The 18376-nt window shown below is 68.4% G+C and carries 16 protein-coding genes; 6 read left to right on the top strand and 10 right to left on the bottom strand.

Annotated features, from left to right (window positions below; translation table 11 throughout):
• Positions 1–151: 151 nt before the first annotated feature.
• The 4 genes from AC0685_RS39665 to AC0685_RS39650 all read right to left on the bottom strand — a co-directional run bounded on the left by AC0685_RS39665 (position 152) and on the right by AC0685_RS39650 (position 6016).
• Positions 152–2512, bottom strand: coding sequence for a cation-translocating P-type ATPase (locus AC0685_RS39665; protein ID WP_478230207.1), 2361 nt, complete (start codon positions 2510–2512; stop codon positions 152–154).
• Positions 2513–2577: 65 nt separating this feature from the next.
• Complete coding sequence (locus AC0685_RS39660) at positions 2578–3171, bottom strand: hypothetical protein (protein WP_340687459.1); 594 nt, start codon at positions 3169–3171, stop codon at positions 2578–2580.
• A 42-nt stretch (positions 3172–3213) separates the two neighbouring features.
• Positions 3214–3717: a DUF3145 domain-containing protein gene (locus tag AC0685_RS39655; RefSeq protein WP_091599164.1), complete on the bottom strand. Its 504-nt coding sequence runs from the start codon at positions 3715–3717 to the stop codon at positions 3214–3216.
• 826 nt (positions 3718–4543) lie between these two features.
• Positions 4544–6016 (bottom strand): S8 family serine peptidase, encoded by a 1473-nt coding sequence (locus AC0685_RS39650; protein WP_478230206.1) that lies wholly within the window; start codon positions 6014–6016, stop codon positions 4544–4546.
• A gap of 246 nt (positions 6017–6262) precedes the next feature.
• Here AC0685_RS39650 and AC0685_RS39645 point away from each other — a divergent pair, with 246 nt between their 5' ends.
• A complete protein-coding gene (locus AC0685_RS39645; RefSeq protein WP_478230204.1) occupies positions 6263–7696 on the top strand; it encodes a hypothetical protein in 1434 nt (477 codons plus the stop codon).
• Here AC0685_RS39645 and AC0685_RS39640 read toward each other — a convergent pair.
• Positions 7693–9066, bottom strand: a complete 1374-nt coding sequence (locus tag AC0685_RS39640) for a dihydrolipoyl dehydrogenase family protein (protein ID WP_478230203.1) — start codon at positions 9064–9066, stop codon at positions 7693–7695. The two genes, AC0685_RS39645 and AC0685_RS39640, sit on opposite strands and share 4 nt — an antisense overlap.
• 155 nt (positions 9067–9221) lie before the next feature.
• Here AC0685_RS39640 and AC0685_RS39635 point away from each other — a divergent pair, with 155 nt between their 5' ends.
• Positions 9222–9950 (top strand): Lsr2 dimerization domain-containing protein, encoded by a 729-nt coding sequence (locus AC0685_RS39635; protein ID WP_478230202.1) that lies wholly within the window; start codon positions 9222–9224, stop codon positions 9948–9950.
• 101 nt (positions 9951–10051) lie between these two features.
• Here the strand turns inward: AC0685_RS39635 and AC0685_RS39630 are convergent, their stop codons facing one another.
• The 5 genes from AC0685_RS39630 to AC0685_RS39610 all read right to left on the bottom strand — a co-directional run bounded on the left by AC0685_RS39630 (position 10052) and on the right by AC0685_RS39610 (position 14407).
• Positions 10052–10786, bottom strand: coding sequence for a lipoate--protein ligase family protein (locus AC0685_RS39630; RefSeq protein WP_478230201.1), 735 nt, complete (start codon positions 10784–10786; stop codon positions 10052–10054).
• Positions 10783–12168 (bottom strand): NAD(P)(+) transhydrogenase (Re/Si-specific) subunit beta, encoded by a 1386-nt coding sequence (locus AC0685_RS39625; protein ID WP_340687420.1) that lies wholly within the window; start codon positions 12166–12168, stop codon positions 10783–10785. Before AC0685_RS39625 ends, AC0685_RS39630 begins: the two co-directional genes overlap by 4 nt.
• Positions 12165–12464 (bottom strand): NAD(P) transhydrogenase subunit alpha part 2, encoded by a 300-nt coding sequence (locus AC0685_RS39620; protein ID WP_007032801.1) that lies wholly within the window; start codon positions 12462–12464, stop codon positions 12165–12167. The genes AC0685_RS39625 and AC0685_RS39620 overlap by 4 nt, the downstream gene beginning before the upstream one ends.
• On the bottom strand, positions 12464–13570 hold the full coding sequence (locus AC0685_RS39615; protein ID WP_478230200.1) for a Re/Si-specific NAD(P)(+) transhydrogenase subunit alpha: 1107 nt from the start codon (positions 13568–13570) through the stop codon (positions 12464–12466). The genes AC0685_RS39620 and AC0685_RS39615 overlap by 1 nt, the downstream gene beginning before the upstream one ends.
• Positions 13571–13750: 180 nt before the next feature.
• Positions 13751–14407, bottom strand: a complete 657-nt coding sequence (locus AC0685_RS39610) for a TetR family transcriptional regulator (RefSeq protein ID WP_478230199.1) — start codon at positions 14405–14407, stop codon at positions 13751–13753.
• Between the two features lie 89 nt (positions 14408–14496).
• On the opposite strand from AC0685_RS39610, the gene AC0685_RS39605 reads away from it, so the two are divergent.
• The 4 genes from AC0685_RS39605 to AC0685_RS39590 all read left to right on the top strand — a co-directional run bounded on the left by AC0685_RS39605 (position 14497) and on the right by AC0685_RS39590 (position 18376).
• Entirely contained in the window at positions 14497–15588 is a 1092-nt protein-coding gene (locus tag AC0685_RS39605) for a ferredoxin reductase (protein ID WP_478230198.1), read from the top strand.
• A gap of 13 nt (positions 15589–15601) precedes the next feature.
• On the top strand, positions 15602–16717 hold the full coding sequence (locus AC0685_RS39600; RefSeq protein ID WP_478230197.1) for a fatty acid desaturase family protein: 1116 nt from the start codon (positions 15602–15604) through the stop codon (positions 16715–16717).
• 10 nt (positions 16718–16727) lie between these two features.
• A complete protein-coding gene (locus AC0685_RS39595; protein ID WP_340687415.1) occupies positions 16728–16928 on the top strand; it encodes a hypothetical protein in 201 nt (66 codons plus the stop codon).
• A gap of 185 nt (positions 16929–17113) precedes the next feature.
• Positions 17114–18376 (top strand): sensor histidine kinase, encoded by a 1263-nt coding sequence (locus tag AC0685_RS39590; protein WP_478230196.1) that lies wholly within the window; start codon positions 17114–17116, stop codon positions 18374–18376.

The following is an 18376-nucleotide window of genomic DNA, read 5'->3' as shown; positions in this document are numbered from 1 at the left end:
AGGCCCCCTTCACCGCGTCTAGCGCGGTGAAGGGGGCCTTCACGTACTTCGAGGCGCGCTGCGGCAGGTGCCCCGCGCGCTATGAAAGGTCCTTTCCTTGCAAATTTTGCAAGGAAAGGACCTTTCATAGCGCGCAGAGGGGGCGAAGCGGTCAGGCTTCCTGACGCTTGACCAGATGCCGCCCGGCCCACCAGGCGATCTCCACCAGCACGATCCCCACTCCGGCACAGGCGAACGCCGACAGCGTGTACGCGCTCACGCTCGGGTCCAGCGCGAAGAACTTCTGCGTGAACGGGATCAGGAACAACGCGAGCGTCAGCACGACCATCCCGCCGATCAGCAGGATCTTCCACCACCGGTACGGCCGCGCGACGATCCCGAGCACCCACAGCGCGATCGTGATGAGCGTGATCAGCGCGGTCGTCCCAGCCTGGATCTTGTCCAGTTCGGACTGTCCGGCTCCCTTGTACACCAGCAGGTAGCTCACGAACGTCGCGGTGGCGATGACCAGCCCGGCCGGGACGGCCATCCGCATCACCCGCCCGACGAAGCCGGTGCGGGCGCGTTCGTTGTTCGGCGCCAGCGAGAGCACGAAGGCGGGCAGGCCGATCGTGAACCACGCGGTGATCGTGATGTGCCGCGGCAGGAACGGGAACGGCACCTGCGCGATGCCGACCATCAGCGCCAGCAGTACCGAGTAGACCGTCTTGGTGAGGAACAGGTTCGAGACGCGCTCGATGTTGCCGATCACCCGCCGCCCCTCGGCGACGACGTGCGGCAGGGTGGCGAACTTGTCGTCCAGCAGCACGATCTGCGCGACCGCGCGGGTGGCCGGGCTGCCGGCGCCCATGGCGACGCCGATGTCCGCGTCCTTCAGCGCGAGGACGTCGTTCACGCCGTCGCCGGTCATCGCGACGGTGTGCCCCTTCGACTGCAGGGCACCGACCATCGCGCGTTTCTGCAACGGGGTCACGCGGCCGAAGACGGCGCGATCCTCGACGGTGTCGGCCAGCTTCTCCGCGTCGTCCGGCAGCTTCCGCGCGTCGACGGGCTTGTCCGCGCCCGGCAGGTCCAGGGTGCTCGCGACGGCGCCCACCGAAATGGCGTTGTCGCCGGAGATGACCTTGACCGCGACGTCCTGGTGCGCGAAGAAGTCCAGCGTGTCCTTCGCGTCCGGGCGGACCTTCTGTTCCAGCACCACGAGCGCGACCGGTTCGATCTCGCCGGGGCCTTCGGCCGTGTCGACGGCCCGCTCGGCACGGCCCAGCAGCAGGACCCGCAGACCGCGGGAACCGATCTTCTCGGCCTCCGCCCGATGCTCGCCCTCGGGCAGCAGGACGTCGGCCGCGCCGAGCACCCAGTCGCCGTCGGGGCCGAACGAAGCACCACTCCATTTGCGCGCCGAGGAGAACGGCATGGTCGTGGAGACCCGCCAGCCCGGATCTGCCCGGTGCGCCTCCGCGATCGCCTGAAGGCTCGCGTTCGGGCGCGGATCGGCGGCGGCGAGCGCGGCGAGCACGTCGTCCACCGGATGGCCCGGCGTGATCTCCCGGACCTCGGAGAGCCGCATCGCGTTCTCGGTGAGCGTGCCGGTCTTGTCCGCGCACACCACGTCGACCCTGGCGAGTCCCTCGATCGCCGGGAGTTCCTGCACCAGGCACTGGCGCTTGCCCAGCCGGATGACCCCGACCGCGAGCGCGACACTGGTCATCAGCACCAGGCCCTCGGGCACCATCGGCACGAGCGCCGCGACCATGCCGCGCAGCGCGTCCGGCCACGCCTGGTCGCCCGCGAGCTGGTTGTAGATCGTCAGCGCGCCCGCCGGGATGAGCAGGTACGTGATGAACTTGAGGATCTTGTCGATGCCCTGGCGCAGTTCCGACTTCACCAGGGTGAACTTGCTGGCCTCCGCGGCCAGCTTCGCCGCGTAGGACTCGTCGCCGATGATGTCCGCGCGGAAGGTGCCGCTGCCCGCGACGACGAAACTGCCGGACAGCACCTTGTCGCCGGGCTGCTTGACCACCGGATCGGATTCACCGGTCAGCAGCGATTCGTCGACCTCCAGCGCTTCGGCCGTCAGCGTCGGGCCGTCGACGACGATCTTGTCGCCGGGCCCCAGTTCGACGAGGTCCCCGAGCACGACGTCTTCCGGCGCGATCTCGGTGCTCTGACCGTCACGGCGGACCGTCGGTTTCGCCTGCCCGACGATCGCGAGCCGTTCCAGTGTCCGTTTCGCCCGGAGTTCCTGGATGATGCCGACCGCGCTGTTGACGATGATCAGCCCGCCGAACAACCCGTCGATGAAGTATCCCGTCGACAGGATGAGCACGAACAGCACGCCGTAGATCGCGTTGATCCGGGTGAAGACGTTCGCCCGGATGATTTCGCCGGTCGTCCGGCTGGTCTTCGTCGAGACCGTGTTGGTCTGGCCCGCCGCCACCCGCTGGGCGACTTCTTCGCTGGTGAGCCCCCTTGAGGCGTCGGTCAGCAGGGCCGGCTGATCAATTGCCATGCCCGCGACTCTATTCCGCCCGGCCCCCCCTCGCGTCAGCCTCGGGGACCATGTCGCCCCTTACTTCAGCATCTTTCGTGTTCGGGGTTGGTGCCGCCGTCGGTGGTGTCGACGCGCCATGATCCGCTCTCCAGCCGCAGCGGCAGCACCAGCCGCCAGCGGATGCACCCCTCCGGCAGGTACAGCGGCGCGTCCTCGACGTCCTGCGTACTGGTGAACGCGACGAGCACCCGGAGCATGGTCGGCGTGCTCGGCTCGACGCGGTAGACGAGAATGCTGCCGTCCCGAGTGGACTGATAGTCCTTCTTCCACTCCGCCGCGGTCTTGGTCTTGGCCCGTTCACGGGTGACCACTGATGTCCACTTCGGATAGTCGCGGTCGTTGATGGAGTCGAAATACCCCTGCAGCACCTGCCGGACGCTCTGGTACTGCGGATGCGCGAAGACGTCCGGAGTCACCTCGACGACGGGCGAGCCGGGCTGCTGCTCCGGGGCGACAGACGTCGGCGACTCGCTCACGACCGGCTCGGTGGGCGCGGCCTCCGGGCGGGTGTAGAGATCACGTGCCAGCAACCCCACGCCGACGGTCAAGGAGATCACGACCACGAGAACGGGGATCAGCCACCGCTGGCGAGAGAGGGGGCGAGGCTGGGCGGTCACCCTGAAAGGTTAGCCGCCCGCCTCTTCCGTCATCACCGGCGTCTACCCGACTTGGTGCAGCCAGGTGACCGGGGCGCCGTCACCGGCGTGCCGGTACGGTTCGAGCGCTTCGTCCCAGTTGGCGGCAAGGAGCTCGTCGAGCTTGTGCGCCAGCGATTCGCCGGTGCGGACCTTGCTCACCAAGGCACGCAACTGGTCCTCGCCCACGACGATGTCGCCGTTGGCACTGGTCCTGCCGTGCCACAGGCCGAGGCCCGGAGCGAAACAGAACCTCTCCCCGTCGACCCCCGCACTGGGCTCTTCGGTGACTTCGAACCGGATCATCGGCCACGCCTTGAGCGCGGACGCCAGCTTTCCGCCGGTGCCCGAAGGCGCACGCCAACCACATTCGGCGCGGAGCTGTCCTGGACTGGCGGGCTGCGCCGTCCACTTCAACTCGACTCGGGCACCCAGGGTGCCCGAAATGGCCCACTCGACGTGCGGACACACCGCAGACGGCGACGAGTGGACGTACACCACGCCACGGGTGTTGCCACGGGTGCTCACTGCTGACCTCCGCTACTCGACGAGGGGCGTCTTCCCCTACGACCTCGCGAGCTGCGCTGGTCTGGTGGCTCGTGCCGCCTCCCGGTACGCGTGAGCACATTGTGCACCCCAACTGTGCTGTTTGGCCACATGAACACCACAAGTCGCACCTGATTGGGACGCAGGACTCGCTTGAAGGCCGCTGCCCCTCATCCGCAGGCACGTGCCGGCGGCGCCCGAAGGGATCCCTCACGCGGGTGGTCGAGTCAGCAGTGGGGAGCGGGGTCGTGAGTGGCGATGAGCGTTCTAACCCAATGCCACGTAGCTTAAGTTGATCTTGAATGAGGTCTTGATCGTAAGCGGCGAGGATTGCCGCAGGTCACGCGCTCGGTGGCCCTGGCCGACAGGAGCCGACCGCGCCCCTGAGTGTCCACCAAGGACACTTTTCGCTGACTCAATGTCCGACTGATGCCCGGAGAGCGATTGCACGAGGGGGTCGTGAGTGGCGTTTCGGGTTAGAACCCGAAACGCCACTCACGACCAACCCGACCCACGACCAGCCCTTCGTCGCATCAGACGCAGCGAAGGAAGCCTTAACCCCACCTGTCACCCTCGCCCAAGATCAACTTAGGTACGTGGCAATGAACGTTCTAACCCTCATTGCCACTCACGACCTCCGCGCCAAAACGCATACACGGAGTCAATCGGACATTTCGCCACCCAAAACTGTCCCTTGTGGACATTCAAGACGTGACCGGCTCTCGTAGCCGGTCCAGATCCGCGCCGTGAAGGCCTCCTTGACGAACCCAGAGTCCCTCAAGGAGGCCTTCACGCACTGGCGTCCGGCTCAGCCCTGGGCGCCGAGGGATTTCGCCGCGGCGAAGGTGTCCACCAGGCCGGTGCCCTTGTCGAAGCTCGACGTGTACGGCCCGGCGGCCACGTACGGCGAGCCATTCGCGAACTTGTACGCCGTGCCCTTGATCGCGGCCTCGATGTCACCCGGGCTCGCGTTCGGCGCGACCTGGAACAACTGCGCGACGATCCCGGTGATCTGCGGCGCCGCCATCGAGGTCCCGCTGATCACGTTGTAGGTGCCGAGATCCAGGAGTCCCGGGCCGTTCTTGGGCTGGAGGCCCTGCGTGCAGATCGGCTGCGTCGGACGGCACGCCGAGAGGATGTTCTCCCCCGGCGCGGAAACGTCGGGCCAGCTCGCCTGGTCGGTCTTGAGGCCGCGCGAGGAGAAGTCGGACACCGTGCCGTCGCGGGTGCCGGTGCCCTGGTCGTTGAACGACGCCGCGGAAAGCACGCCCGGCGTCTGGTCCTGCCCCGGCGGGTTGGAGAGGTTCGCCGAACCGTCGCCGCCGTCGTTCCCGTTCGCCCACACCGTGACGACGCCTTCCGCGGCGAGAGCGCGCTGCAGCTTCACCGTCGCCGAGTTCGGGTCGAAGGTGCCGCCGCCGCTCGGGCCGTAGGAGTTGTTGGTCACCTTGATCGGCGGGCACACCGACGCCGCGACGCCCGCGCCACAAGGCGCCTTGTGGTTCTCCAGCACCCAGTTCAGCGCCGCGTCCGTGCCGAGCACGAGCAGTGCGGCCCCGGTCGAGACCGAAACGATCTTCGAGCCTGGCGCGGAGCCGCCGACCTTGGTGCCGTCGGCCAGCGTCAGCCGGTTCCCGGCGGCGATGCCGGTGACATGCGTGCCGTGGCCGCCCAGGGCGAGGGTGTCGGTGTCGACGGAGGTCGGGACGTCGACGATGCAGTTCGTGGTGGTGCCGTCCAAGCAGAGGCTCTTGAGGTTGCGCACCACCCGTGTCTTGCCGTCGGCGCCCTTGAAGGCCGGATGCGTCGGGTCGACGCCGGTGTCGATGATCGCGACCGAGACGCCCCTGCCGTCCACGGGAGCGCCACCGGCGTCCTTGAGCTGCGTCTGGGTCTGGAGGCTTCGCGTCGCCGTGGTGCCGGCGCTGCCGTGTGCCTTGAGCTTCTCGTTGCCTTCGACGTAGGTGACCCCGGCGGCCCCGCGGACCGCGCGCACCTGGTCCGCCGTGCCCCGGACGGCGACGACGCCGACCTTCGCGAACGAGGTGATCTTCTTGAGCCCGGCCGCGCGGGCGGCGCGTTCGGCGGTGGCGATGTCCTCGGCGTGCACGAGCGCGGTCACTCCCGTGGCGCCGGTGGCGGTCGAGAGCAGCCGGGAGAGTCCGGGGGCGACGGGTGCGAGCGGTCCCGCGGCCTGCGCGGGGGCCATCCCCGCGGCCGGGACGGCTAGCAGGGCGACGACGAGTGCTGCACGTCGACGCCAGTGGCGAAATGCGGCCATGTGTTTCTCCTGGTGACAAGGGGCAGGGAACTGTCACCTACCAACGAGTACCACCCGGACGGGTGACGGTACTCACGCGCATTACAACTTTTCGGAGCAATATCACCTCGCCTACCTGCGACGTGTCTTCCCCGGAATCGGTACAGCGGCGCGAAGCGCCACCTTTGAGGGTGGTGGCGGGGGCATGGATGGACGGATGGAGGCGCTAGTTTGTGCACCGAGACCGACGAGATGGGGAGGGGTTCGGTGCGACTCGTTCGCCTCGCTCAGCAGCCGTCCCGGGTGGCCGAGGACGTCCGCGCCGCGCTGGCATCACTCGGCCGGGGCAGCAACGTCGTCGGCGGGGTCGCCCTGATCGGCGCCAGCCCGGTCGACGGCAGGCCCGTCGAAGCCGTCGTGGTCATGCCGAAGGGTGTCCTCATCGTCATCGGCGTCGACCTGCCGGATCCGGCGCTGAAACTCGAAGCCCCGCTCGGCGGGCCGTGGAAGGCCGACGGCTGGCCGCTGGTCCACGGCGACACCTCGATCAACCCGGCCACGGACGCGCTCTCACTGTCCGCCGCGTGCACCCACAAGATCGCGGACGTCGCCCCTGGCGCCGGGCCGATCGGCACGATCATCGCCGTCGGGCCGTATGTGGAGACGGTCGACCAGCCCGCCGCGGATCTCGCCGGCTCGGTCCGCGTCCTCTACCCGACGGCGACGACGATGCTCGCTGCGACGGTCTCCCTGGCCACCGCCCCGCGCCCCCGCTCGGTCCAGCAGGCGCGGGAGCTGATCGCCGCGCTCGCCCCGGACGCGCCGCCGATGCCCGAGGAGATGTTGCTCGGGGAAGGGTTCAGCGCCTACTCCGACGACGAGCCGACGGTGATCCGTGAGAACCCGCTCGTCGCGATCGCCCAGACGGTTCCGGTGCAGCATCCGGGGAAGAGACCCACGAAATCGGCCGTCCCTCCCGCTCCGCCCGCCAAGCCGGTGCAAGCCACTCCGCCGGTTCAGCAGGCCGTCGCCGTGCAACCCGCCAGGCAGGCCCCGTCACCGGAGGCCGTCCCCGCCGAGCCCCGCCCGAAGACGTCGCACCAGTCCAAGACGGTGAAATGGCTCCCGATCGCCGCGATCGGCTTGCTGATCGTGCTGCTGGTCGCGGCCATCAGCGTCGCTTCCGGCGGTGACGACACCGCGTCCACGCAGACTCCCCCGCCGCCGACCCCGGCCACCAGTCCGCCGCCGAGCAGCAGCGCGGTGGAGAACATCCAGTTCACGTCGCGGGCGTCCGCCGCGGACCAGAAGTGCGCGTCGCACGCGTACGGCGACGTCCAGGCGAGCCTTCAGCAGACGAGTTGCTCCGCGGTGAAACGGGCCAGCTTCGCCAGCTCCATCGACGGCCGGGCCGCCGCGGTGACGATCGCCGTCGTGGAATTCCCGAGCACGGACCAGGCGACCGCGTTCAAGGCCACCGCCGACACCCCCGGCGGGGGCGGCATCCTCGACCTCGCCACCGAGACCAACCAGTGGCAGGGCGAAGTCCCGGTGTTCGAGGGCGCCGCCTACCAGAGCAGCCTGGACGGGAAGTCGGTCCGGTTGGTCCAGGTGGTGTGGGTGCCGGGACCGTCCACTCCGGACGACCCCGGCCTCGTTCGCGGCGCGAAGGCCGCGCTCGAACTGCCCGTGAACGGCTAGAGCCCGTAAGCCTCCAGCAGACGCAGCCACACCTCGCTGATCGTCGGGAACGACGGGACCGCGTGCCACAGCCTCGACAGCGGGACCTCGCCGACGATCGCGATCGTCGCCGCGTGCAGCAGTTCCGCCACGTCCTGCCCGACGAAGGTCGCGCCGAGCAGGACGCCGCGTTCGGTGTCGACGACGATCCGCGCCTTACCCGCGTAACCGTCCGCGTGCAGTGACGAACCGGCCACCGCGATGTCGATGTCGACGACGCGGTGCGGCTTGCCCTCCTCCGGCCCGGCGAGCCCGACCGAAGCGACCTCCGGGTCGGTGAACACGACCTGCGGGATGGCGTAGTGATCGGCCGTGGCGCTGTGCGCGCTCCACGCGGCGGAGTCGACGGGCTTGCCCGCGGCCTGCGCCGCAACCGCGTCGCCCGCGGCCCTGGCCGCGTATTTGCCCTGATGGGTCAGGGGCGCCCGGCCGGTGACGTCGCCGACGGCGAACAGCCAGCCACCGTCCACGGCGGACACCCGGCCGTTGTCGTCCGTGGTGAGCGGCGCGCCCGCTTCGAGCCCCAGCGTCTCGACGCCGAGTCCGTCGGTCGCCGGGCGCCGCCCGGTGGCGACGAGCAACTCGTCGACGGCCAACCGCTCACCACCTTTCAAGGCCAATTCCTTACTGTCGTCCACAGCGGACACGGAGTCGAGACCGGAGCCCGTGTGCACGGTGACCCCGGCTTCACGGAGACCCGCGACGACGGCGTCTCCCGCGAACTCCGGCAGCCGAGGCAAAGGACGTTCACCCGAGATGATCAGGTGGACTTCGGCGCCGAGCGTGGCGAAGGCCTGTGCCATTTCGACACCGACTACACCGCCGCCCAGTACGCCGAGGCGACCCGGAACCTTCTCCGCCGAAGTCGCCTCTCGCGAACCCCACGGGGAAACGGTGTCCAGCCCGGGGATCGCCGGCGTCCGCGGGACGCTGCCCGTGGCGACGATCACGGCGTGCCGCGCGGTCAGCACGTCACCGCCGTCGACCGTGATCTCCCGCTCACCGGTGATCCGCCCGTGGCCGCGGATCGGGACGATCCCGACGCCTTCCGCCCACTTGACCTGTCCGGTGTCGTCTCCCTTGCCGGTGAACCAGTCCCGGCGCGCGAACACCTCGGCCGGGTCGACCATGTCGCCAACGGGGACGCCGGGAACCCGTTTGGCGGCGGCGAGGAGGTTCCCCGGCCGCAGCAGTGCCTTGCTCGGAATGCAGGCCCAGTAAGAACATTCGCCGCCGAAGCGTTCGTGTTCGACGAGCGCGACCCGCAGGCCGCCCCGCGCGGCCCGTTCGGCGGCCACCTCGCCGACCGGGCCGCCTCCGATCACGATCACGTCAAATTCCTGTGCTGACATGCATTCAGCGCACACCACCGCGCAGCTTCGCGCAACCTGCCGCTATCCTCGTGTCGCTGCGTGAGTCATCAGCCGCGGGTCAGGTTTCGCCGTGCCGGTTACGCAGTAGAACGATCGAGCGCGGGAGGTTTTTCATGGCCAGGAACACTGCTGTGCATTTGCTGGATGATCTGACCGGCGAGGCGGCCGAAGAAACGGTCGCTTTCGGTTTGGACGGAATCGCTTACGACATCGACCTTTCGGCCGACAACGCCACCGCACTCCGGGAAATCCTGCGTGCCTATGTGGAGAACGGCCGCCGGATCGGCGGACGCAAGCTGCGGCCGCGGGTCGTGCAGCGGCCCAAGGGCGCGCGCGTGGCCAAGTCGACCCCGAAGACCGCGGCCACCGCCGCGAAGGCCGAGGCGAAGACGGCCGCGAAGCCGGGCCGCAAGCCCGCCTCGAAGGGGGTCGCGGGCCGCAAGCCCGCCGCCGCCAAGGCCGCTCCCAAGACCGCCGCCGCGAAGACCACCGCCGCCAAGGCGGAGGCCAAGGCTCCTGCCAAGACCACGGCGAAAGCCACTGCCGCCAAGGCGAAGTCGGCCCGCGGCACGGCGGTGAAGGCCACCTCGGCCAAGGCTCCGGCCAGTCGCGCGAAGACCGCCGCCGCGACCAAGACCACGGCCAAGGCGGCGCCGAAGGTCACGGCCAAGACGACAGCCGCGAAGGCCGCTCCGAAGGCAGCTGCCGCGAAGACGACGGCTGCCAAGGCCGCACCGAAGGCCGCCGCCAAGGCTCCGGTGAAGAAGGCCGCGGAGCCGAAGAAGACCACGCGCGCCGCCCGCAAGGTGCCCGCCGTGACTTTCTCGGCCACGGAAAAATAGTTCCCGAAATACCGATCGGGCCCTCTCGCGCAATTCTGTGAAGAGGGCCCGATTGCATGGGGCTCGTGAGTGGTAAGGACGGTTCTAACCGTCATTACCACTCACGAGCCCGGACGCTGAGCGCCCTTGGCATGCCATTCCTGGTAGTGATACCGCGTGTGCTGGAGCGAGCGGTGCCGCTCCAGCTCCTCGGCCGAGGGCTTCCGGATGGTGAGTTCACCCAGTCGCGCGGCCGCCGCCACGCGGACCGCGGCCGTGACTTCGGCAACACCTTTGCGCAGGCCATGCTCGGCGAGCGACGCGACCGGGCTCCGATGGGAGTCGAGCGGCCGGGGATCCGAGGGTGCCGAAGTGAGATACCGGCCGACCCGTTCCGCCGCGGTAGAGACGAGCAGCGTGGAGTGCGCGAGCAAGCCCGTTCTCGTCCGGAACACGGCGAAACCGCACAGCTTCGCGTCACCGACGAACAGGCCGCGATCACCGAGCCGCGACGGCAGCCCGAGTTCGGCCACCGTCGCGGTCATCAGTTCCCCGAGTGCTTCCAGCGGTCTGTCCGACGGTCCCGGCAGGACGAGCGTGATGTTGAGATTGCCGGGATCGTGGAACACGGTGCCGCCGCCGCTGGCCCGGCGCAGCACCGGGACGCCGTCGCTCGCACAGACGTCGGCCTTGACCTCGCGTTCGATCTTCTGCCCCCGCCCCACGACCACACAGTCGGTGTTGCGCCAGATCCACAGGACCGGCGCCTCCGGTGCGGCACGCAGGAGGGCTTCGTCGAACGCGAGGTTGTCGGCCGGGTCGTCGAACGAGGCGACGACTTCCGAGGGACCGATCACAGTGCTTTGAGTTCCTCCACGATCTCGCCCACCGACGATTTGGCGTCGCCGAAGAGCATGCTGGTCTTCGCATCGTAGAAGAGCTCGTTGTCGATGCCGGCGAAGCCCGAGCTCATCGAGCGTTTGAGCACGATCACCGACCGGCTGTGGTTCACCTTGAGGATCGGCATCCCGTAGATGGGCGAGCCCGGATCGGTCTCCGCGGCCGGGTTCGTGACGTCGTTCGCGCCGATCACCAGCGCGACGTCGGTCTGGGCGAACTCGGAGTTGATCTCGTCCATCTCCTTGAGCTGCTCGTACGGGACGTCGGCCTCGGCGAGGAGCACGTTCATATGCCCCGGCATCCGGCCCGCCACCGGGTGGATGGCGTACGCGACCGTGATCCCCTTGGCCTCCAGCAGTTTCGCCATCTCGCGGACCACGTGCTGCGCCTGCGCGACGGCCATGCCGTAGCCGGGCACGACCACGACCTTGTTGGCGTACGCCATCTGGATCGCGGTGTCGGACGCGCTGGTGCTGCGGACCGGCCGGACCTCGCCGGATCCACCGCTCGCGACCGCCGTGCCGCCGCCGAACCCGCCGGCGACGATAGCCGGGATCGACCGGTTCATCGCCTTCGCCATCAGGTTCGTCAGGATCGAACCCGAAGCGCCGACGATCATGCCCGCCACGATCAGCGCGGTGTTGTCGAGCGCGAGCCCCATGGCCGCGGCCGACAATCCGGTGAGCGCGTTCAGCAACGAGATGACGACCGGCATGTCCGCGCCGCCGATCGGCAGCACGACCACCACGCCGAGCACGCCCGCCGCGACCAGCAGGCCGATCATCAGCAGTTCGGCGTCACCGCCGCTCGCGATGACGACCGCGAGCACGATCGCGGCGATCAGCACCAGGGCGTTCACCGGCTGCTGCAGTTTGCCCAGCGTGATCGGGCGGCCGGAGATGAGTTCCTGCAGTTTCCCGAACGCGATGTTCGAGCCCCAGAAGGACACCGAACCGACGATCGCGGCGAACAACGACGCGATCGCGACGTACGCGGGCTCGTGCGCGTAGCCCTCGGTGGTGCGGAACTCGACCCACGCGATGAGCGCGACCGCTCCGCCGCCGACGCCGTTGAACAGCGCCACCATCTGCGGCATCGCGGTCATCTTCACCTTGCGCGCGGACGGCACGCCGACGACGACCCCGATCGCGACGCCGAGCGCGATGAGCAGCCAGTTGCCCATGCCCGGCGTCAGCAGTGTCGCGATCACCGCGATGCCCATGCCGACCGCGGCGATCCAGTTGCCGCGCACCGCGGTGCGCGGACCGGTCAGGCCCATGAGGCCGTAGATGAACAGCGCGAAGGAAATGATGTAGAGGACGGCGATGAAGGTCGTCACTTGTCACCACCGTCTTCCGGCTTCTTCGCCTTGAACATCGAGAGCATCCGGTCGGTGACGAGGAAGCCGCCGACCACGTTGATCGTGCCGAAGGCGATCGCGATCACCAGCAGGATCTTGTTCAGTACGCCGTCGACCCCGAGGCCGAGCACGATCAGCCCGCCGAGCAGGACGATGCCGTGGATCGCGTTGGTGCCCGACATGAGCGGGGTGTGCAACGTGTTGGGCACCTTGGAGATGACCGTGAAGCCCACGAATCCGGCGAGTACGAGGATCGCCAAACTGCCTACGAGCATCACTCGCCTCCTTCTTCTTTTCCGGCCACGCAGGCCCCGGCGACGATCTCGTCGGAGAAGTCGAGCGCGAGCTTGCCTTCCTTGTCGACGAGCAGTTCGAGCAACTCAGTGACGTTGCGCGCGTAGAGCTCGCTGGAATGCGCGGGCATCTCCGCGGCGAGGTTGAGCGGCGAGCAGATGGTGACGTCGTGCTCGACGACCTCCTCACCCGGTTTCGTCAGTTCGCAGTTGCCGCCGGACTCTCCGGCGAGGTCGACCACGACACCGCCGGCGGGCATCCCCTTCACCGCGTCGGCGGTGACGAGGACCGGCGCCCGGCGGCCGGGGACGAGCGCGGTGGTGATCACGACGTCGAACCTCGTGATCGCCTCGGTGAGCCTGCGTTGCTGCTCGGCCTTTTCCTCGTCGGTCAGCTCGCGGGCGTACCCGCCTTCACCGACCGCCTCGATGCCGAGGTCGAGGAATTTCGCGCCGAGCGACTTCACCTGCTCGCCGACCTCGGGCCGGACGTCGTACCCGGTGGTCTGCGCGCCGAGCCGTTTCGCCGTCGCCAAGGCCTGCAACCCGGCGACACCGGCGCCGAGCACGAGCACCTTCGCCGGTGGCACCGTCCCGGCGGCGGTGGTGAGCATCGGGAAGAAGCGGGTGAGCTTCTCCGCGGCCAGCAAGACCGCGCGATAGCCCGCGACGCTGCTCTGCGACGACAACGCGTCCATCGCCTGCGCGCGGGAGATCCGCGGGATCGCCTCGACGGCGAAGGCGCGCACGCCCGCCGATTCGAGCGCCGCTATCCCGCCGGGATCACCCCTCGGATTCAGGAAGCCGATGAGAATGGTGCCCTGTTTGAGCTTCGCGACTTCGGCCGCGCTCGGAGGCGCCACCTTCACCACGATGTCGGCATCCCACGGATCGCCGATCACCGCTCCCGCCTGCTCGAAGGTCTCGTCGGCGAGCAGCGCGCCGGCGCCCGCGCCGGGCTCGACCACCACCCGCAGTCCGCGTCCGGAAACGCGCTCGATGAGTTTCGGTACCAGCGCGATACGGCGTTCGCCTTGTCCGGTTTCCCGGACCACACCGACCGTGAGCTGCTCGTTCTCTGCCGCCACAGGCGACCTCCTCGCTGGAGAGGACCACACGAACCCGCACTTCTTACCACGCCCAGCCGACAACTCTCCTGGCTGAACGTATCCGGACGGCATCTTTCCGTGACATCGATCATCACGATCGATCCAGCCATCGATCCAGGTGCGCGACGTCATAAGGGGCTTATGGCAGCGCTTTCCGCATCACGGAACGCTGCGCCAGTTCGGCACGCCCAGAAAGATCAGCCGCAGCCGCCGTTCGGCCGTGCGCACGATCTCGTCGTCACGCGAAGGTGTTTCGAGCAGCTCCAGCACCGTCGTGAGCATGGTCGTCACGATCAGGTCGGCGAGCAGGTGGAGGTCTTCGGTGCTCCATTCGCGGAGATCGTCGAACCGCGCGAGGTCGACGGCGAGCTCGCTGACGAAGAGCTTGAGTTCGAACGCGATCGCCTGCCGGACCGGTCCCGTGCCGCCGTAACGCTCCCTGGTCAGGAAATGGAAGTGGTCCTCGTGCGCGCGTACGTGCTCGCGCAGGATGCGCACGGACGTCCTGATCATGTCGTTGTACGCGGTCGGTTTGGTGCGTGCCGACCGGATCATCGTGCGCAGCGTGCGCATCGACTCCTCGACGAGCGCCACGCCCAGTTCGTCCATCGACGCGAAATGGCGGTAGAACGCCGTCGGCACGATCCCGGCCTGCTTCGCCACCTCGCGCAGGCTGAGCCCGGAGAACCCTCGTTCCGCCACCAGATCCAGGGCAGCGTCCAGCAGCGCCTGCCGCGTGCGCTGCTTGCGCTCCTGCCGGGAAACGGGCTCCGTTGTCACGACGGACAGCGTAATCGCCTCGGCGGTATCACTCACGTCACATCGCCCTCCTCTCGCGTTGACAAGCGCGACCATCGCCACTTCACTATTGAGTGTACAAGCGTTCACTGAATTTGGGAGAAGTGATGACGGCACTGGTACCGCGCAGGGCCAGGCGGCTGGCCTCGCTGGCCGAGGCCCTGCTCACGCCCCATGGCATGGACCGCTACCTCGAACTCGTCGATCCGATGCTGGTCCGCCGTGAGATCCGCGGCCTGGTCACCGACGTCCGGCGGCAGACGCCCGACACGGTCACGCTGACCATCCGGCCGAGCCGCGCCTGGCGCGGACATGTCGCGGGCCAGTACGTGCGGGTGACCGTCGAGATCGACGGCGTCCGCCGGACCCGCTGCTACTCGCCCGCCGGTTCGGAGCACGACGGATCACTGGAACTGACCATCAAGGCCGACCCGCGGGGACTCGTCTCGCGGCACCTGAACCGCACGGTCACCATCGGTTCGGTGCTCGGACTGTCCACTCCGGACGGCGAGTTCACCCTGCCATCGCCGAGGCCCCGGCGGATCCTGCTGCTGAGCGGCGGAAGCGGGATCACTCCCGTCCTGTCGATGCTGCGCACGCTGGCGGACGAGAAACACGAGGGCGATCTCGCCTTCCTGCACTACTCCAACGGCGCCGAAGACGCGCTCTACCGCGCCGAGCTCGCCGACCTCGCGCGCCGCCTGCCGGGACTGCGGGTGGTACACGCGTTCACTCACGCCAAGACCGGCGGGGACCTGCACGGGTTCTTCTCGAAGGAACACCTCGCCGAGACCGCGCCGTGGTACCCCGACGCCGAAACCTTCCTGTGCGGTCCGAAGCCACTGATGGATTCGGTCCGCGAAGTCTTCGAGGCCGATGGCCTGGGTGCACATCTGCACACCGAGGAGTTCACGCCGCCGGCGCTCACCTTCGATACCGAAAACGCGGAAGGGCAGGTGCGGTTCGCGCGCAGCGGCCGCGAGTTCGCCAACTCCGGGAAACCGTTGCTGGAGCAGGCCGAAGAGGCGGGGCTCAGCCCGGAACACGGCTGCCGGATGGGCATCTGCTTCTCCTGCACGCAGATCAAGACCTCCGGCTGCGTGCGCAACGCCAAGACCGGCGAGACCTCCAGCGAAGAGAACGAAGAGATCCAGCTCTGCATCTCCGTCCCGGTCGGGGACGTCGAGATCAACGCTTAGAAAGGAGCCCGTGATGACCGGCTTGCAGGACAAGCTCACCCCCGCCCAGGTCGAGGAGTTCGGCCGCGAACTGGACGAGATCCGGCGGCGGATCGTCGCCGATCTCGGCCAGGCCGACGTCGACTACATCCACAACGTCATCAAGACCCAGCGCGCGCTCGAGGTCGCCGGCCGCGGGCTGCTGTTCGCCGGGTTCTTCCCGCCGGCGTGGGTCGCCGGGGTGACCGCGCTCTCGGTGGCGAAGATCCTCGACAACATGGAGATCGGCCACAACGTCATGCACGGCCAGTACGACTGGACGCGCGACCCGGCACTGAGCTCGCAGAAGTTCGAATGGGACACCGTCGCGCCGTCGGAGAACTGGCGACACTCCCACAACTACATCCACCACACGTACACGAACATCCTCGACAAGGACCGCGACATCGGTTACGGCGTCCTGCGGATGGACCCGGCACAGAAGTGGAACCCGTACTACCTGGGCAACCCGGTGTACGCGACGCTGCTCGCGCTGTTCTTCCAGTGGGGCGTCATGCTGCACGACCTCGAGTTCGACCGCGTCGTCAAGGGCGAGCGCAAGTGGTCGGACAACAAGGAGGTCGGCCTGAAGATGCTCAAGAAGGCAGGCCGCCAGGTCGGCAAGGACTACGTGCTGTTCCCGCTGCTGACCGGTCCGCTCGCGCCGCTGACCTTCCTGGGCAACGCCACCGCGAACCTGACCCGCAACCTGTGGGCGTTCTCGATCATCTTCTGCGGGCACTTCCCCGCCGACGTCGAGAGCTTCACCGAGGAGGAGACCGAGAACGAGTCGCGGGGCCAGTGGTACCTGCGGCAGATCCTCGGCTCGGCGAACATCACCGGCGGCAAGCTCTTCCACATCATGACCGGGAACCTCTCGCACCAGATCGAGCACCACCTGTTCCCGGACATCCCGGCGCGCCGCTACCCGGAGATCGCGGGCGAGGTGCGGGCGATCTGCGAGAAGTACGGCCTGCCGTACAACACCGGCCCCCTGCACAAGCAGCTGTTCTCGGTGGCGAAGAAGATCGTGAAACTGGCCCTTCCGTGGAACGATGAGCCCCGCACTCCGGCTACCGTGGAGAGCGACAAGACCCTCCGAGCGGCTTAAGGTGTCTGACATGGTCGGTCAGTTCGAAAGCACCAAGGACGTGGTCCAAGAGGTCACCGAGTCCGCGGCCACCCACATCGGCAACATCGCGACGATCATCACCGGCGCGATCCGGGACATCGCCCGCGAGACCGGCGACTGGCTGACGGACGTCATCGAGATGCGCGAGGCGTCCCAGCGGGCGCAGGCGGACGAGAGCCGCGAAGACTAGCGGAGTCGCGCCCGGCTGAGGTCGGCTATGCGGGGCTGTGTGGATTTCGGGACGTTGGATGACCCGAAATCCACACAGTCGTGATCACTGTCGGGTGACGGCACGAGCGCGCCGGAGTGAGTTCTAGACGAAGATTACGGAAAACCGGATGGGCACGAGCCGGGTGGCCACGGCAGGCTGAAGCCGTGATCACCCACCTCGCCCTGACTCGACGCGTCCTCAGCGCACAGCTGAGCCGCGCGTACTGGGCCGAGCTGGCATGGGTGATCATCGGTGCGCCGCTGACGCTGGCGTTCGTGGTGCTCGTCGTCGTCGGGCTGCTCCTCGGCTTCGGCCTGAGCCTGCTCACCATCGGGCTGCCGGTGCTCATCGGCGTCCTGGCGGGCGCGCGGCTGATCGGCATCGCCCACGTCGGCCTGGCGCGTGCCCTGCTCGGGACGACGGTCACCCCGCCTGCCCGGCCCGAACCGCGGCCAGGCCTCTGGAACGGCGTGAAAGGGCGGCTCGGGGATCCTCTCGGCTGGCGGTCGATCGCCTATCTGATGATCCGGCTGCCGCTGTCGTTGATCGAGTTGTTCCTGGTCGCGACCCTCTTCGTGTACGCCGTGAGCACGCTGAGCTATCCGCTGTTCTGGTTCACCCTGAACGGCGAGGCCATGCCGACGTTCGACCTCCGCGTCGACACCTGGCCCCTCACCCTGCCGCTCGCCGTCACCGGGCTGGCCGTCCTCCTGGCGATGCCGTGGGTGGTCCACGGTCTCACCGAATTCGACCGCCTGCTGGTGCGCGGAGTCCTCGGCGCCGAGGACCTCTCCCAACGCGTCCGCGACCTCGAACGCAGCCGCGCGACCGCGGTCGACGACGCGGCGCGGCGGCTGCGCCGGATCGAACGCGACCTGCACGACGGCGCGCAGGCCCAGCTGGTCGCGCTGGCGATGAAACTCGGCATCGCGAAGGACGAGCTGGCAGGCGGCGGCGACATCGAGCAGGTCACCGCCCTGGTCACAGCCGCGCACGCCAACGCGAAACAAGCCCTGGTCGAGCTGCGCGACCTCGCCCGAGGAATCCATCCCGCCGCGCTCGACGCGGGCCTCGACGTCGCTCTGTCCACTTTGGCCGCGGGCTCGGGCATCGACGCGCGGATCACCGTGGACCTGCCGGACCGGCCTTCGCCGTCGATCGAGACCATCGCCTACTTCACCGTGGCCGAGCTGCTGACGAATGCCGCCAAACACACTTCCTCCGCGATCGAGGTCGACGTGGGTATCGTCGGCGAAGACCTGCGGCTCGTGGTGCGCGACGCCGGCGAAGGCGGGGCCCGGCCGGTACGCGGCGGAGGGCTCGCCGGGATCGCCGAGCGGCTCGCGACGGTGGACGGCGGGCTCGACATCGACAGCCCTCCGGGAGGGCCTACGGTGATCAGCGCGGAAATACCGATACGGAAATAG

The sequence above is a fragment of the Amycolatopsis sp. NPDC043889 genome (genome assembly GCF_056435645.1).
This window is presented reverse-complemented; position numbering and strand designations above follow the sequence as displayed.

Coding starts and splice junctions, on each gene's coding strand:
- AC0685_RS39665 (WP_478230207.1), bottom strand. CDS start 2,512: ATGGCAATTGATCAGCCGGCCCTGCTGACCGACGCCTCAAGGGGGCTC.
- AC0685_RS39650 (WP_478230206.1), bottom strand. CDS start 6,016: ATGGCCGCATTTCGCCACTGGCGTCGACGTGCAGCACTCGTCGTCGCC.
- AC0685_RS39635 (WP_478230202.1), top strand. CDS start 9,222: ATGGCCAGGAACACTGCTGTGCATTTGCTGGATGATCTGACCGGCGAG.
- AC0685_RS39620 (WP_007032801.1), bottom strand. CDS start 12,464: ATGCTCGTAGGCAGTTTGGCGATCCTCGTACTCGCCGGATTCGTGGGC.
- AC0685_RS39605 (WP_478230198.1), top strand. CDS start 14,497: ATGACGGCACTGGTACCGCGCAGGGCCAGGCGGCTGGCCTCGCTGGCC.
- AC0685_RS39600 (WP_478230197.1), top strand. CDS start 15,602: ATGACCGGCTTGCAGGACAAGCTCACCCCCGCCCAGGTCGAGGAGTTC.
- AC0685_RS39595 (WP_340687415.1), top strand. CDS start 16,728: ATGGTCGGTCAGTTCGAAAGCACCAAGGACGTGGTCCAAGAGGTCACC.